Genomic DNA, 14850 nt, shown 5'->3' with positions numbered 1-14850 from the left:
TCTATGGAAGCCTGCGCGTGCCGACAACCCCGGCGCGGGTGACAGACCATGACGAAATGGTTAGCGGCAGGGCATCTGACCGCTTTTGGATATTAAAAAGGCAGAGGGCGTATGCTGGGTCTTGGAGCGATCACGAAGAAGGTTTTTGGCACGTCAAATGACCGCAAGGTCAAGACGGTGCGCCCGCTGGTCGCGCAGATCAACGCACTGGAGCCCGACTTTCAGGCAATGTCGGATGCGGAGCTTGTCGCCAAAACCGAAGAGTTGAGAAAACGTGTGGCAGACGGCGAAACGCTGGATGCCGTGCTGCCCGAAGCTTTTGCCAATTGCCGCGAAGGGGCGCGCCGCGCGCTTGGCCTGCGCGCCTTTGACGTTCAGCTAATCGGCGGCATTTTCCTGCATCGTGGCAATATCGCTGAGATGAAGACAGGTGAAGGCAAGACGCTGGTGGCCACATTGCCCGCCTATCTGAACGCGCTGACAGGCAAAGGCGTTCATATCGTGACGGTGAACGACTATCTGGCCAAGCGCGACTCGGAATGGATGGGCAAGGTCTTTGCGCGGCTGGGCATGCGCTGTGGTGTTGTCTATTCGCAGCAACCCGATGCCGAGAAGAAAGAGGCCTATGCCGCGGATGTCACCTATGCCACGAATAACGAGCTGGGCTTTGACTATCTGCGCGACAACATGCGCCTGCGCCGCGAGGAAATGAACCAGCGCGGCCATTTCTTTGCCATCGTGGATGAAGTCGACTCGATCCTGATCGACGAGGCACGGACGCCGCTGATCATCTCTGGCCCTGCTGAGGACAAGTCAGACCTGTATGTGAAAGTAAATGGCCTGATTCCGTCACTTCAGCCCGAGCATTTCACCATTGACGAAAAAATCCGTAATGCCACCCTGACCGATGAGGGCAACGAATTCATCGAGGCGAAACTGCATGAGGCGGGTTTTCTGCCGCCGGAGCAGTCCCTCTATGACCCCGAATCCACTTCGCTGGTGCATCATGTCAACCAGGGGCTACGCGCGCATAAACTGTTCCACAAGGACCAGAATTACATCGTCCGCGACGGGCAGGTGGTCTTGATCGACGAATTCACCGGCCGCATGATGGTTGGGCGGCGCCTGTCCGAAGGCCTGCACCAGGCCATCGAGGCGAAGGAAGGTGTCGCGATCCAGCCTGAGAATGTGACCTATGCCTCTGTTACATTCCAGAATTACTTCCGGCTGTATAAAAAACTGGGCGGGATGACCGGGACGGCCTCGACCGAAGCGGATGAATTCCGCGAAATCTATAATCTTGGCGTGGTTGAAATACCGACCAATCTGCCAATCGCACGCCTGGACGAACACGATCAGGTGTACCGCACGGCTGCCGAAAAACTGGACGGGGTGTTGGAAGAAATCCGCGAGGCGAATGCCAAAGGGCAGCCGATTCTTGTCGGCACCACCTCGATCGAGAAATCCGAAGAGCTGGCGGCCATGCTGAAGAAGGCCGGAATTTCGCATAATGTCCTGAATGCGCGCCAGCATGAGCAGGAAGCGCAGATCGTTGCAGATGCGGGCCGCCTTGGGGCCGTAACCATTGCGACAAATATGGCAGGGCGCGGCACCGATATTCAGCTTGGCGGCAATGTGGAAATGCGCGTGCTACAGGCACTGGCCGCAGACCCTGACGCCGACCCAAGCGAAGTGCGCAGCCGCATTGAGAATGAGGTTGCGGACGAAAAGCAGAAGGTTCTGGCGGCAGGCGGGCTGTTTGTTCTGGCGACAGAACGCCACGAAAGCCGCCGGATCGACAACCAGTTACGCGGACGTTCGGGCCGTCAGGGCGACCCCGGGCGCTCGGTCTTCTTCCTGTCACTGGAAGATGACCTGATGCGTATTTTTGGATCGGAACGGCTGGAAAAGGTCCTGTCCACGCTTGGCATGAAAGAAGGCGAGGCGATTGTGCACCCTTGGGTGAACAAGTCGCTGGAAAAGGCACAGGGCAAGGTCGAGGCACGCAATTTCGACATTCGCAAGGAATTGCTGAAATATGACAATGTCATGAACGATCAGCGCCGCGTGATCTTTGAACAGCGCTTGGAGATCATGGAAGCGGACGATCTGTCAGAGATCGTGGATGACATGCGCCATCAGGTGATTGACGACCTGATTGACGAATACATGCCTGCAAAATCCTATGCAGAACAGTGGGACATGGAAGGGCTGCGCGAACAGGTGCGCGAAAAGCTTGGGCTGGACGTGCCCGCGCCCGAATGGGGCGAAGAAGATGGCGTGGATCAGGATGTCGTGCGCGAACGTTTGATCGAGGCCTCTGACGCCCTGATGGAAGAGAAGCAGGGATTGTTCGGCGAAGAAACCCTGCGCAATCTGGAAAAGCAGGTCTTGCTGGAAACGATCGACCGCAAGTGGCGCGAACATCTGCTTACGCTGGATCACCTGCGCTCTGCCGTTCGTTTTCGCGGGTATGCCCAGAAAGACCCGCTGAACGAATACAAGGCAGAAGGGTTCCTGCTGTTTGAGAAGATGCTTAATTCGCTGCGCGAGGACGTGACACGCTACCTGTCGCGCATTCGCCCGCTAAGCGAGGAAGAGCAAAAAGCCATGATGCAGCAGCTTGCCCTGCAACAGCAAAGCCTGAATGTCGCGCAGGAAAACGACGGGCAGTCGCCTGCGCCGCTGGTCGAGGGTTTCGATGAAACGGACCCCGCCACATGGGGCAATCCGGGACGCAATGACCCCTGCCCCTGCGGTTCGGGCAAGAAGTTCAAGCATTGTCACGGCAGCGTCTTGTAATCGGCCAGTCGCAGAGAGTTTGTTTCAAATCCTGCGAAAGTGACCGATTTGCGCCGCATTGATGCCCGAATCGATGCTTATCTCTTAACGAGAACAGCAAACGGGTGTCGTGATGGACAAGAAAATTATTCTCCGGGGTGTTGCAATTCTTTGCACCGGTATCTCGGCTTCGATTTTTGCCGTTAACCAACTCTCCGGGAATTCCAAACCGGAAGGGCATGTCGATTTTGCCCAACTGCAAGCGCAGCCTACAAAAGTGATGGGTGCAAGCCTTGTCGGTGGTAGCGCCAAGCTGAACTTGGGTGAAACTGCAGAACGGGTGGACCTGACGGTCTTGGTTGAGGGCGCGGAAGGCCCGGCCCAACCCTCTCGAAATGCAGGACCAACCGTCACCAACATCATGCAGGTTTCGCAATCAACATCAGAAGATGCGCGCGAGAAAAGCGCCATCGCGACTGCTGAAGAAGGGTGCAGCCCGACCCTCAGCGCGGCCCCGATGGTTGACGCGCTGATCGAACTGTCGCTCGATGCACCATGTCACCCTAATGAGCGTCTGGTCATCAGTCACAATGATCTGGCGTTCAGCGCATCCACCGATGAAGAGGGTCGCTTTTCAGCATATGTTCCGGCACTGGCAACAGAAGCGAAGATAGACGTGTTTCTGGCCGAAGACATTTACCTTCAAGCTGCCGCCTCAGTGCCAGAGGCTGACGACCATGTGCGGGTCGCCCTGCAATGGAGCGGCGAGGCCAGTTTCGCTTTGCACGCCTATCATGACGGTGCCAGCCATGGCGAGAACGGCCATGTTCATGCCTTGAGGCCGTTTGACCCCAATCTGGAAGAATCATTTCTGATTTCACTTGGGGAATCAGGTGGCCCAGAACCGATGGTTGCAGAAATCTATTCGGTCCCAGCGACCTTTGTTGAAAACAGCCGGCTTGAGATAGAGTTTCAATTCAATGAACAGCAATGCGGGCAGGAGTTCACGGCGTTCCTTGCAGATAACCGCACAGACGGCCTCGGCACATTGAAAGAAGTCACTTTCGCTGTCGCAGATTGCCCGACAGATGCCGGACTGGCGATCATGGAAATCGACCTTGGGCACGAGCAATCGGACACCATGCTGAACTCATCGCTGATCCCCGAACAACTGCGGGATTGACGGGTTACAGCAGGCCCTCACTGCGAAAGCTCAACTCACAAGACCTGCCGATGACGATGTGATCGTGCAAAGTGATCGAAAGCGCCTCTGCGGCCGTCCGAATGGCCTGTGTCATGATGATGTCAGCCTCCGATGGGGTAGGGTCACCAGAGGGATGGTTGTGCACGAGAATAAGCGCGGAGGCGTTCAATTCCAGCGCCCGGCGCATGATCTCACGCGGGTAAACCGGCACATGATCAACGGTTCCTTCTGCCTGCGCTTCATCTGCGACCAGAACGTTTTTTCTGTCTAGAAACAAGACCCTGAACTGTTCGGTTTCGCGGTGTGACATGGCCGTGTGGCAATAATCCAGCAAGGCGGACCAGCTTGAAAGCACGGGGCGGTTCAGCACTTTTGCACGCGCCATGCGCTGTGCGCATGCTTCAATCAGCTTGAACTCCGTGATGACGGCCGCCCCCACGCCGTCAACCGCGCGCAGCCGCGCAGGCGGGGCCGCAAGGACAGCGCTCAGGTCGCCGAAAGCATCAATCAATCGCCGCGCCAGCGGTTTGACATCTTGTCGATGCAGCGGACGAAACAAGATCATTTCAAGCAATTCATAATCAGGCATCGCAGCCGCGCCACCTGCGTCGAACCGCTCTCTCAGGCGTTGCCGATGATCCTTCATGTAGGATGGCACCTTGCCCGGGCTTACCTTGTGAGCACCGGGCGCATTGACCGTGCCCTGCGCAAAAAGGGGCATGTTCACATCTGACAGGGCGCGATCGGGACTGGACATGGCACAACAATACGCGGCCATTTCCTAACATAATATTAACTATCATGTTTTTGCTTACAGGCTTGTTGCAAGATTAAATATCTGATGCTAGCATTTTCACAAGTGTGGCATCATCTTGTGAACAAGCAAGTTTCCGCGCACTTGTTGGAGGCATTTGAGCAGTAAGAAACTTAACAAGACTTTATTCACTTGGAGGACTAAAATGAAGAAAATCGCACTCCCGGCACTTGCCTTGGCATTGGCGCCGTTCATAGCGACACCGGCGGCGGCATGGAAAGGACACGTGGTCGAATGCTTTGACAAAGTCTACGTGGCCCCGGAATACCGGACCACAAAGCACATGGTCAAGGCTGCAAAAACCACTCTTGAGTACCGCAATGGCAAGGGTGTCGAGCAGGTATATCGCATGCATTACCCTGCGATCTATGAAGAGAAAAAGCACCTTGTGCGTCCCGGGCATTATGTGATGCGCCCAGCCCCTTGCCGCAAGGGTAACTGATCTGATCGGATCAAAGCCAGCAGGATAACTGGCCAAGCGGGTAACTTGGGCCACTGTGATCCCTCGGCGAGAGCGAATCAGCCAAAACAAATTTCGACGCACAGACCTGTGCGTCGAAACATCATTTTTTATCAGGCCACATTATAACTGGGCGTATCAAGACAGGCGAAGCTGCGCCCGCAATACAAAAGCACATAACCTTGCAAAAGGGACGGAGTGGGCCATGCGGGTAATTTTTCTGATTTTTTCATCGACGCTGCTGATGGGATGCGCCGAATTTTTTAATCGCGGAAACTCTGCTCAGGACTGCCAGCAGGCCAGCCACGCCTTGCGGGTCCACGATTCCCGGATCGAGGCCGCGAGGATGCAGGGCGCCGCCGGGTTCACAACGCCGCTCGCATCGCGCGGATACAATACCTATCATTGCGTCACGGTTTCAGGTGATCAGATTGCCTGTTCTACAGTGCTGCCCGGAGTTCATGCGTCAGATACCGCGCGCCTGAACAGATTGATGCGTCAGCGCAGCACAATCGAGGCCCGCGCTGCGCGGGCCTGCCGTATCTGATCAGCTTTTCATCCCGTCCCAGAAACCCTTGACCTTGTCAAAGAACCCGCTGCTTTCAGGGTTGTTTTCCGCGCTGAGTTTCTCGAACTCTTCCAACAGCTCTTTTTGCCGCGCGGTCAGGTTTACCGGTGTTTCAACGGCCAGTTCGATCAGCATATCCCCATGCGCGCCGCCGCGAAGGGCTGGCATTCCTTTTCCGCGCAGGCGCATCTGCCGACCAGACTGGCTGCCGACAGGCACTTTCACCCGTGACCGCCCGCCGTCGATGGTTGGCACCTCGACCTCGCCCCCCAATGCGGCGCGGGCCATGCTGACAGGCACACGGCAATACAGATTGACATCGTCGCGCTTGAAGATCTGATGCTCTGCAACATTCACGAAGATATACAGATCACCCGGTGTCCCACCGCGCAAACCCGCCTCGCCTTCACCAGACAGGCGAATGCGTGTTCCGGTTTCGACCCCTGCGGGAATATTCACCGACAGGCTGGCTTCCTTCTCGACCCGCCCGGCCCCTGCGCAAGCCTTGCACGGGTTCTTGACGATCTGGCCAGAACCACCGCAGGTCGGGCAACCGCGCTCAACGGTGAAGAAACCTTGCTGCGCACGGACTTTCCCCATGCCTGAACAGGTGGGACAGGTCACGGGTTCGGCCCCGCCTTCGGCGCCAGTTCCATTGCACGAATCGCAGGCTGACAACCGCGGCACCCGGATCGTTTTCTTGGTGCCTGAATAGGCTTCTTCCAGATTGATCCGCATATTGTAGCGCAGGTCAGACCCACGGCTGGCGCGCGACCTTGGCCCACCACGCCCGCCCCCGACAAAATCGCCGAACAGGTCTTCGAACACGTCTGAGAATGCGCTGGCAAAATCAGCATTGCCGCCAAAACCACCGCCGGGCCGTGCGCCGCGTGCGCCAGCGGCACCCATCCCACCATCAAACGCAGCATGGCCAAAACGGTCATAGGCGGCCTTGCGGTCAGGGTCTTTCAGCGCGTCATAGGCTTCGTTTACTTCCTTGAACTGTGCTTCGGCGTCCGGGTTGTCAGAGTTGCGGTCAGGGTGCAGCTCTTTCGCCTTTTTGCGATAGGCTTTCTTCAACTCTTCAGCCGAAGCCGAGCGGCTGACCCCGAGCACGTCGTAGAAGTCGCGTTTTGCCATGTTGTTCTTTCCCAAAAGGGGCCGACCGGCCTGACGGTGTCAGGCCGGTCGGCCATTACAGCATCGCAAGCTTATTTGCGCTTGTCTTCGCCGATATCCTCGAAATCGGCATCGACAATATCATCATCCACGCTGCGCGGTTCATCGTCGCCACCGACATCGCCTGCATCAGCAGCCTCAGTCTGTGCCTTGTAGATCGCCTCACCCAGCTTCATGGATGCTTCGGTCACATTCTGGATGCCGGACTTGATCTTGCCTGCATCCTCGCCTTCCAAGGTATCTTTCAGCGCGGCAATCGAAAGCTCGATCGCCTCTACTGTTGTCGGGTCAACCTTGTCCTTGTGCTCTTCGACGGCTTTCTCGGTCGAATGGATCAGGCTTTCTGCCTGGTTCCGCGCTTCGACCAGTTCGCGCCGCGCCTTGTCTGCTTCGGCATTGGCTTCGGCATCCTGCACCATTTTTTCGATATCATCATCAGACAAGCCACCCGAGGCCTGAATGGTGATCTTCTGTTCCTTGCCTGTACCCTTGTCACGCGCAGAGACATTCACGATACCGTTCGCGTCGATGTCAAAGGTTACTTCGATCTGCGGCATACCACGCGGAGCAGGTGGAATATCTTCGAGGTTGAACTGACCCAGCATCTTGTTGTCAGACGCCATTTCACGCTCGCCCTGGAAAACGCGGATGGTCACGGCGTTCTGATTGTCTTCAGCCGTGCTGAACACCTGCGATTTCTTTGTCGGGATAGTGGTGTTGCGGTCGATCAGGCGGGTGAAAACACCGCCCAGCGTCTCGATCCCCAGTGACAGCGGTGTGACGTCCAGCAGGACAACATCCTTGACATCCCCTTGCAGAACACCGGCCTGAATCGCGGCGCCCATTGCGACAACCTCATCGGGGTTCACGCCTTTATGGGGTTCCTTGCCGAAGAAGCTGGTCACTTCCTCAATCACCTTGGGCATACGCGTCATACCGCCGACAAGAATGACCTCGTCAATATCGCCTTTGGACAGGCCAGCATCCTTCAATGCAGCCGCACAGGGCTTGAGCGAGTTCTTGATAAGGTCACCGACAAGCGATTCCAGCTTGGCGCGTGTCAGCTTCATGACAAGGTGCAGGGGCTGGCCTGTATTCTTGTCCATGCTGATGAAGGGCTGGTTGATCTCGGTTTGGCTGGAAGAGGACAGCTCGATCTTGGCCTTTTCCGCTGCTTCCTTCAGGCGCTGAAGCGCCATCTTGTCAGCAGTCAGGTCAACGCCATTCTCTTTCTTGAATTCGGCAGCAAGGTAATTGACGATCCGCATGTCGAAATCTTCGCCACCGAGGAAGGTGTCGCCGTTCGTCGATTTCACTTCGAACAGGCCATCGTCGATCTCCAGAATGGTGATGTCGAATGTCCCACCGCCAAGGTCATAGACCGCAATCGTGCGGCTTTCTTTCTTGTCCAGACCATAGGCCAGCGCGGCCGCTGTCGGTTCGTTGATGATGCGCAGCACTTCCAGACCGGCAATCTTGCCCGCATCCTTGGTGGCCTGACGCTGGGCGTCGTTGAAATAGGCTGGCACGGTAATGACGGCCTGAGTGACCTTCTCACCCAGATAGCTTTCGGCAGTTTCCTTCATTTTCTGAAGGATAACGGCAGATATCTGGCTGGGGCTGTATTTGTCACCGCGTGCTTCGACCCAGGCATCGCCATTGCCACCGTCAATGATTGCATAAGGGACAAGGTTCTTGTCTTTTTCAACCTCCGCATCGGTCAGCCGGCGCCCGATCAGGCGCTTGACCGCAAAGACAGTGTTGGTCGGGTTGGTGACAGCCTGTCGCTTGGCGGGCTGGCCGACAAGGCGTTCGTTTTCGGTGAAAGCGACGATCGACGGCGTTGTACGCGCGCCTTCGGCGTTTTCGATCACGCGGGGCTGGCTACCATCCATGATGGCAACGCAGGAGTTTGTTGTCCCAAGGTCGATACCAATGACTTTACCCATTTTCGTGCATCCTCTCTCTCAAGCGATGTGGCAGCGGGCTGGTCCTGTCAGGCCCCGGCCCATCTGTTCTGAAACAAACCCCAAGCGGGGTATCTTGGCGCGTATATAGGAAGGGGGTTTGAGGGCTGCAACCGTCACAGGGTCGTGAAATTCACTCAGGCGCGAATTTTCTTCTCTGGCTGGCAAGCGCGCCAGTCAACTTGCGGCTGGGTAAGGAACATGGCATGTGACCCGAAAGGTTTTTATCAGGAGTAGCAAGCAAATGCTATATGTCGACATCCCCACCCAATCCGAGATCAGCAAGCTTGTTGCCGCCCGCGGCGAGGCGTTGATCAGCATCTACCTCAAGACCACACCGGAAACGCAGCATATCGACGCGGCCCGTACCCGCCTGAAACAATTGACGAATGACGCCGTTGCCCAGCTAGAAGAGGTCGGCGTTGCCAAGCGGACCATCTGGCCGATTGAAGAACAGTTGCATGACCTGCTGGATGATGATGATTTCTGGCGCGTGCAGGCCAATTCACTGGCGCTGTTCATCACACCCGACAGCCTGCGCAGCTTTCGCCTGCCAAACCACCTGAACGAAACAGTGCAGGTTTCGGACCGCTTTCACCTTAAACCGCTGTTGCGCGCCGTATCCATGCCACAACACGCTTTTGTGCTGGCACTTGCCGAAAATGAGTTGCGCGTGATCGAGCTCCTGGGCGACCAGCCCGCACAGGAACTGCGCGTGCCCAACCTGCCCAAAGATGCCGCATCTGTGGCGGGCACTGCAAATGTCAATTCGCGCAGCTATTCGGGTCGTCAGGGCGGCGGCGAAGGGCAGAAGCACCATCTGCGCCAGTATTGCCGCCAGATCGACTCTGCGCTGCGCGGCCTGCTGTCGGGCCGGGAAGAGCCGCTGATCATCGCGGCCACCGACCCGTTGCTGTCGATGTACCGTTCAATCAACAGCTACCCGCATCTGGCCGAGGCGGCCATCAACACCAGTCCGGTGCGCATTCCGGCGCATGAATTGGGCGCGCAGGCACGCGAGATCATGGACGGCATCAACGCGGCCTCTATCGCCGATTTTGCGACGCTGTATTCCGCCCGCGAGAACGAGGGGCGTGCCACCACACAGATCGCACGCATTGCACGCGCTGCAACCTTTGGTGCAGTCGATACATTGCTGGTAGATATGGACAGCGTTGTTCCTGGTCTGGTGGATGAAGAGACGGGCGAGATCACAATCGACAAGTCGGAAAGCGCTGTCAGCTACGGTGTTGTCGACGAGATTGCGGGCCGTGTGATTGCCAATGGCGGCAAGGTCATCGCCGTGCGCCGCGCCGACATTCCGCAAGAAGCGGAACTTGCCGCCGTGTTGCGCTACACGATCTAAGCACATTGAGAGCAAATCAAAACAGGGCCGGGTTTTCCCCGGCCCTTTCTTTCAAGCCGCCAACCCGCGCCCCTTGAGCAATGCCTCTACCCCCGGCATCCGCCCGCGAAACGCTGTATAAAGGCGCTCGGCTTCATCACTCCCGCCAGCAGACAGAATGAACTCCTCCAGCCTGCTTGCGGTCGCCGGGTCAAACGCGTCACCTGCTTCACGAAACGCCTCGAAAGCGTCGGCATCCATAACTTCGGACCACATGTAACTGTAATACCCGCTGGAATACCCATCACCCGAGAAGACATGCGCGAAATGGGGCGTTGCATGGCGCATTCGGATTGCGCGCGGCATGCCCAACTCATCCAGAACTTGTGCCTGTTTTTGCATCGGGTCGCCGGGGGGCGGACCATCGTGCAATTCAAGGTCCACCAGTGCCGAGGCCACGTATTCCACCGTTGCAAAACCCTGATCGAAATTTTGCGCAGCAAGCAGACGATCAAGCATATCCTGCGGCATGGCCTCGCCTGTTTCGACATGGCGCGCATGTGTGCTGAGCACTTCGGGCACTTCCAGCCAATGTTCATAAAGCTGGCTGGGCAATTCGACGAAATCACGCGCGACTGAGGTGCCGGAAATCAACCCATAAGTCACATCTGACAGCATCTGGTGCAGCGCATGGCCAAATTCGTGAAACAGGGTGCGCGCGTCATCATAGGACAGCAATGCCGGATCGCCCTTGGCGAAGTTGCAGATATTCACCACGATGGGCCGCACCTCTCCGCCAAGTTTGCGTTGGCTGCGCATGGTCGAGCACCACGCCCCCGACCGCTTGGACGACCGCGCAAAATAATCGCCGATGAACACTGCCATATGGCGACCGTCGCGCGTGACCTCCCATGCGCGGGCGTCAGGGTGATAGAGCGGCACATCCAGCGCGCGGAATTCCAGCCCGAACAGACGATGCGCGCAGTCAAACGCGGCTGCGATCATCGCCTCAAGCGACAGGTAGGGTTTTAGCGCGGTTTCATCCAGATCATGTTCCGCGCGGCGCAGCTTGTCTGCATAGAAACGCCAGTCCCACGGCTCCAACGGGCCTGTTTGCCCATCTGCGTGCAGCATCGCTTCCAGCTTTTGCGCATCCGCAAGGGCCTTGGCGCGTGCCGGTTCCCAGACCTGCATCAGCAAATCGCGCACTGCGTCAGGGTTACCTGCCATTTCGGTTTCCAGCTTGTAGCTTGCGAAATTCGTATACCCCAAAAGGCTGGCGCGTTCCGCGCGCAGGGCCAGCACTTCAGCAGCAATTGCGCGATTGTCGGTCTTGCCGCCATTTGCACCGCGTGCTGTCCACGCTTCATAGGCTCTCTCGCGCAAATCGCGCCGGGTTGAGAATTGCAGGAATGGCACAATGAGAGAGCGGTTCAATGTCACAACATGCCCTTCGCGCCCGCGCTCCTGTGCCGCGGCCCTTGCGCTGGCAATCACGAAATCCGGCAGGCCCGACAGATCGTCGAGCGGCATCATCCAGTCACGCTCATCGGCCAGCAGATTTTGGGTGAACTGCGTGCCCAGAGTGGCAAGACGCGATTTCACCTCGGTCAGGCGCGTGGCGTTTTCACCTTCCAAGGCGGCCCCTGCCCGCACGAACATACGCCGGTACAGCATCAGCACGCGCGCCTGTTCGTCGGTCAGATCAAGGCTGTCGCGCGCGGACCACAGGGTTTCGATCCGGTCAAACAAGGCACGGTTATTGACGATTTCTGACGAATACGCCGACAGCTTTGGCGACAGGTCGCGCTGCAATTCCTCACGCGCGGGATTTGAGTCGCTGCCTGAAAGATTGAAGAACACCCCTGCCACGCGGTCCAACAGATCATCGGCCTGCTCCATCGCCTCTATCGTATTGGCAAAACTGGGCGGTTCGGGGTTATTGGCAATCGCCGCATAGGCCTTGCGACCTGCCTCCATCGCGGCATCGAAAGCAGGCGCAAAATCTTCGTCCGTCAGTAAAGCGAACGGGGGCAGTTCAAAAGGTGTTTGCCACGGGGAAAGTAGCGGATTGGTCATGCTGCACGCCTTGTATGTGATAGTAAGGGCAAGACTAAGCCCGATCCTTCACAGGTTCAATCCGCCACGCCCGAATGGGACATTTCGCGCCGAGCTAAGTTGCTGCCTGAATTGACCAGCGCGGACCCAGGCACAGGTTTTTCAACTTCTATTCCGATCACGCCGCGTTCGGATTTCACTGCCCAACTCTAATGTGTAGGCATTCAGTTCATCCATCGCCGCATTGGCTGCGGCCAAATCCCTGTCTTCCAGTGCACAGGCCAGCGCGCTATGCAACGCGATGATCTGCGCGCGCGATCTTGCGGTATATGTAATCATGTTCATCAGCGGTTGCATCGCCTCCACTGCGCCCGCCAGATGCCAAGACAAGACCGGATTATCCGCCGCATCCACCAGCGCCCGATGAAACGCCACATCTGACGCGCAAAACCCCTCATCCGTCAGCCCGTCAATGGCTTGACGCGCGATTTCAGACCGCAAACGCGCCAGATGTTCGGGGCCGCGCCGGGTGCAGGCTAGGGGCAGACAGGTCCGCTCCAGGGAAAACCGCGCTTCAACAGCGGTTTCGAAATCAACCCTATTCATGGACAGCAAAAGCGTGGCCATCGTGACCATATGTTCTTGGGCCTGTTCGAAATTCAGCCGGTTTACAAAGGCCCCACCCGTCGCACCACGCTGGGTGCGGATCAGGTTTTGGGCGGCCAGCCTTTTCAATGCCTCGCGCACTGTAGGGCGCGACACGCCAAATCGCGCAGCAAGATCCCCCTCTGAGGGCAAGCGCCCGTCAACAGGCAAGTCGCCAGCTATAATCGCATCACGGATGGTCTGCGCGATCTGCTGGGAATAGTCGCGCGCGCTGTCCAGATCAGTTTTCAAATTCATGCCCCCGGCAAATGTAAGACAATTAGTGTTTGCCAGACCATATGTGCCTTGATATGTCTGACATATAAGACTTGTGCCACCCAGCCAACCCCAGACCCGTCACGCCAGTTTCCAAGAAGGCAGGTTTTCATGCAGCTTGCATCCGGTCTGCGCAAACTCCGAGCGCCGCATTGGCTGGGGTTTTACGGGGCTGTTATTCTGGCTTGGTCGCTGCTATATGCCATGCAACTGCCGCCAGACCTGATTGCCGCTGCAAACCTATATGGGGCAGAGTTCTGGGAGGCGTTGTGCCGTATTGAACCCGGCCTTGCTGGCGCGCCCAACATCTTGCTGATGTGGGCACTCATGTCTGCGGCAATGATGGCCCCCACAGCACTTCCGGCGCTCGCCACATGGGACGATCTGGTGCAAAGCGCGAATGCGCAAGGCTTCGGGCTGCTGCTTGGCGGGTATATTCTGGTTTGGCTGGGGTTTGCGGTGCTGGCAACGGGCGCACAGCTTGCCTTGACGGGGGGTGGATTACTGAACCCCTTGGGCGAAAGCGTGAACATCTGGCTGACAGCATTGCTGCTTGCAGGGGCCGGTCTTTACCAGTTCTCGACCCTCAAGGACGCCTGCCTGTCGAAATGTCGCCGTCCGCTGACATTTTTCATCCAGCATTGGAATGAAGGACCGTGGCGTATGGGGCTGCGGCTGGGGGCGGCCTGCCTTGGCTGTTGCTGGGCATTGATGGCGCTGGCCTTTATTGGCGGAACAATGAACCTGCTGTGGATGGGGGGCGCCATGGTGCTGATGACATTGGAAAAGCTGCCCGCAATCGGGGCGATTCTGACACGCCCGTTGGGTTATCTGCTGATCGTATCTAGCGCGGCAGTCGTGTTTTTTGAACTGGGAGGATGGACATGAGCGACATACTGGACAAACCCGCGATTGGCACGGTGCCTTGGGCGATCAAAGGCGAGTTGATCCTGAACTGCAACTGCACTGTGTTTTGCCCCTGCGTGGTCAGTCTGGGCAAACATGCCCCCACCGAGGGCTATTGTCAGGCATGGGCGGGTGTGCGGATCGACACGGGCCATTATGGCGATGACGAGTTGTCCGGGCTGAATGTCGGGCTTTTGCTGGAAATTCCCGGCCTTATGGCGCGCGGCAACTGGAAGGCGGCGGCCTTCATTGACGACCGCGCCGACGATGCCGCCTATGAGGGGCTGGTCAATATCTTCTCGGGCGCAGCACGCGGCACAACGGGGTTGTTCGGGATGCTGGTCAGCGAGTTTCTGGGCGCGGAACGTGCGCCGGTCAGCTATGAGAACGAAGGCGACACGCGCCGCCTGATGGTCGGCAAGAAAATTCAGGGCGAAGTGGTGCCAGTGCGCGGAGCAGACCCGGAGCGCGAGATTGTTGTCACCAATACCGAATACTGGATGGGGCCGGACATCACTGTCGCAACCGCCACCAAGGGCCGCGTGCGCGCCTTTGGCCGTGTCTGGGATTTTGACGGCCGCAGCGCGGAAATCTGTCAGATCGACTGGAAAGGCCCCGGCAGGTGACCCTGCCCTTTCTGTGCCCAT

At 57.5% G+C, this 14850-nt stretch carries 12 protein-coding genes; 7 read left to right on the top strand and 5 right to left on the bottom strand.

Features of this window, described 5'->3' with window-relative positions:
* Nucleotides 1-111 precede the first annotated feature (111 nt).
* Nucleotides 112-2802, top strand: a complete 2691-nt coding sequence (secA, locus tag EV660_RS01980) for a preprotein translocase subunit SecA (protein ID WP_071481620.1) — start codon at nt 112-114, stop codon at nt 2800-2802.
* A gap of 112 nt (nt 2803-2914) precedes the next feature.
* A complete protein-coding gene (locus EV660_RS01975) occupies nt 2915-3964 on the top strand; it encodes a hypothetical protein (RefSeq protein WP_071481621.1) in 1050 nt (349 codons plus the stop codon).
* A 4-nt stretch (nt 3965-3968) separates the two neighbouring features.
* Here EV660_RS01975 and radC read toward each other — a convergent pair whose 3' ends face one another.
* The gene (radC, locus tag EV660_RS01970; RefSeq protein WP_071482307.1) at nt 3969-4706 is read right to left on the bottom strand and encodes a RadC family protein; all 738 of its coding nucleotides are present in this window, start codon (nt 4704-4706) and stop codon (nt 3969-3971) included.
* Nucleotides 4707-4944: 238 nt separating this feature from the next.
* Here radC and EV660_RS01965 point away from each other — a divergent pair, with 238 nt between their 5' ends.
* Both EV660_RS01965 and EV660_RS01960 read left to right on the top strand, forming a co-directional pair.
* Nucleotides 4945-5241, top strand: coding sequence for a hypothetical protein (locus EV660_RS01965; protein ID WP_071469383.1), 297 nt, complete (start codon nt 4945-4947; stop codon nt 5239-5241).
* Nucleotides 5242-5464: 223 nt separating this feature from the next.
* Nucleotides 5465-5806 carry a YjfI family protein gene (locus tag EV660_RS01960; RefSeq protein WP_071481622.1) on the top strand — a complete coding sequence of 114 codons (342 nt, stop codon included), beginning with the start codon at nt 5465-5467 and terminating at the stop codon, nt 5804-5806.
* On the opposite strand, the gene dnaJ is transcribed toward EV660_RS01960, so the two are convergent.
* Entirely contained in the window at nt 5807-6967 is a 1161-nt protein-coding gene (gene dnaJ / locus EV660_RS01955; RefSeq protein ID WP_071481623.1) for a molecular chaperone DnaJ, read from the bottom strand. It lies immediately after the preceding gene.
* A gap of 71 nt (nt 6968-7038) precedes the next feature.
* Nucleotides 7039-8955 (bottom strand): molecular chaperone DnaK, encoded by a 1917-nt coding sequence (gene dnaK / locus EV660_RS01950; protein WP_071481624.1) that lies wholly within the window; start codon nt 8953-8955, stop codon nt 7039-7041.
* A gap of 262 nt (nt 8956-9217) precedes the next feature.
* Here dnaK and EV660_RS01945 point away from each other — a divergent pair, with 262 nt between their 5' ends.
* The gene (locus EV660_RS01945; protein ID WP_071481625.1) at nt 9218-10339 is read left to right on the top strand and encodes a baeRF11 domain-containing protein; all 1122 of its coding nucleotides are present in this window, start codon (nt 9218-9220) and stop codon (nt 10337-10339) included.
* Between the two features lie 51 nt (nt 10340-10390).
* Here the strand turns inward: EV660_RS01945 and EV660_RS01940 are convergent, their stop codons facing one another.
* Together EV660_RS01940 and EV660_RS01935 are read right to left on the bottom strand one after the other, a co-directional pair.
* Complete coding sequence (locus tag EV660_RS01940; protein WP_071481626.1) at nt 10391-12397, bottom strand: M3 family metallopeptidase; 2007 nt, start codon at nt 12395-12397, stop codon at nt 10391-10393.
* A gap of 141 nt (nt 12398-12538) precedes the next feature.
* A complete protein-coding gene (locus EV660_RS01935; RefSeq protein WP_071482308.1) occupies nt 12539-13273 on the bottom strand; it encodes a FadR/GntR family transcriptional regulator in 735 nt (244 codons plus the stop codon).
* A 135-nt stretch (nt 13274-13408) separates the two neighbouring features.
* Between EV660_RS01935 and EV660_RS01930 the strand changes: the two genes are divergently transcribed.
* Complete coding sequence (locus EV660_RS01930; RefSeq protein WP_071481627.1) at nt 13409-14185, top strand: DUF2182 domain-containing protein; 777 nt, start codon at nt 13409-13411, stop codon at nt 14183-14185.
* Complete coding sequence (locus EV660_RS01925; protein ID WP_100319199.1) at nt 14182-14829, top strand: DUF1326 domain-containing protein; 648 nt, start codon at nt 14182-14184, stop codon at nt 14827-14829. Before EV660_RS01930 ends, EV660_RS01925 begins: the two co-directional genes overlap by 4 nt.
* The last annotated feature ends 21 nt before the right edge of the window (nt 14830-14850 follow it).

This window comes from Roseinatronobacter bogoriensis DSM 18756 (assembly GCF_004366635.1).
GTDB lineage: Bacteria > Pseudomonadota > Alphaproteobacteria > Rhodobacterales > Rhodobacteraceae > Roseinatronobacter > Roseinatronobacter bogoriensis.
The sequence above is the reverse complement of the archived record's forward strand: the minus strand, read 5'-3'. Positions and strand labels throughout refer to the sequence as shown.

Bases quoted from the DNA above. Each gene is read 5' to 3' on its own strand.
- EV660_RS01945 (WP_071481625.1), top strand. From the start codon at position 9,218: ATGCTATATGTCGACATCCCCACCCAATCCGAGATCAGCAAGCTTGTT.
- EV660_RS01930 (WP_071481627.1), top strand. From the start codon at position 13,409: ATGCAGCTTGCATCCGGTCTGCGCAAACTCCGAGCGCCGCATTGGCTG.
- dnaK (WP_071481624.1), bottom strand. From the start codon at position 8,955: ATGGGTAAAGTCATTGGTATCGACCTTGGGACAACAAACTCCTGCGTT.
- EV660_RS01960 (WP_071481622.1), top strand. From the start codon at position 5,465: ATGCGGGTAATTTTTCTGATTTTTTCATCGACGCTGCTGATGGGATGC.
- EV660_RS01965 (WP_071469383.1), top strand. From the start codon at position 4,945: ATGAAGAAAATCGCACTCCCGGCACTTGCCTTGGCATTGGCGCCGTTC.
- secA (WP_071481620.1), top strand. From the start codon at position 112: ATGCTGGGTCTTGGAGCGATCACGAAGAAGGTTTTTGGCACGTCAAAT.
- dnaJ (WP_071481623.1), bottom strand. From the start codon at position 6,967: ATGGCAAAACGCGACTTCTACGACGTGCTCGGGGTCAGCCGCTCGGCT.
- EV660_RS01975 (WP_071481621.1), top strand. From the start codon at position 2,915: ATGGACAAGAAAATTATTCTCCGGGGTGTTGCAATTCTTTGCACCGGT.
- EV660_RS01925 (WP_100319199.1), top strand. From the start codon at position 14,182: ATGAGCGACATACTGGACAAACCCGCGATTGGCACGGTGCCTTGGGCG.
- EV660_RS01940 (WP_071481626.1), bottom strand. From the start codon at position 12,397: ATGACCAATCCGCTACTTTCCCCGTGGCAAACACCTTTTGAACTGCCC.
- radC (WP_071482307.1), bottom strand. From the start codon at position 4,706: ATGCCCCTTTTTGCGCAGGGCACGGTCAATGCGCCCGGTGCTCACAAG.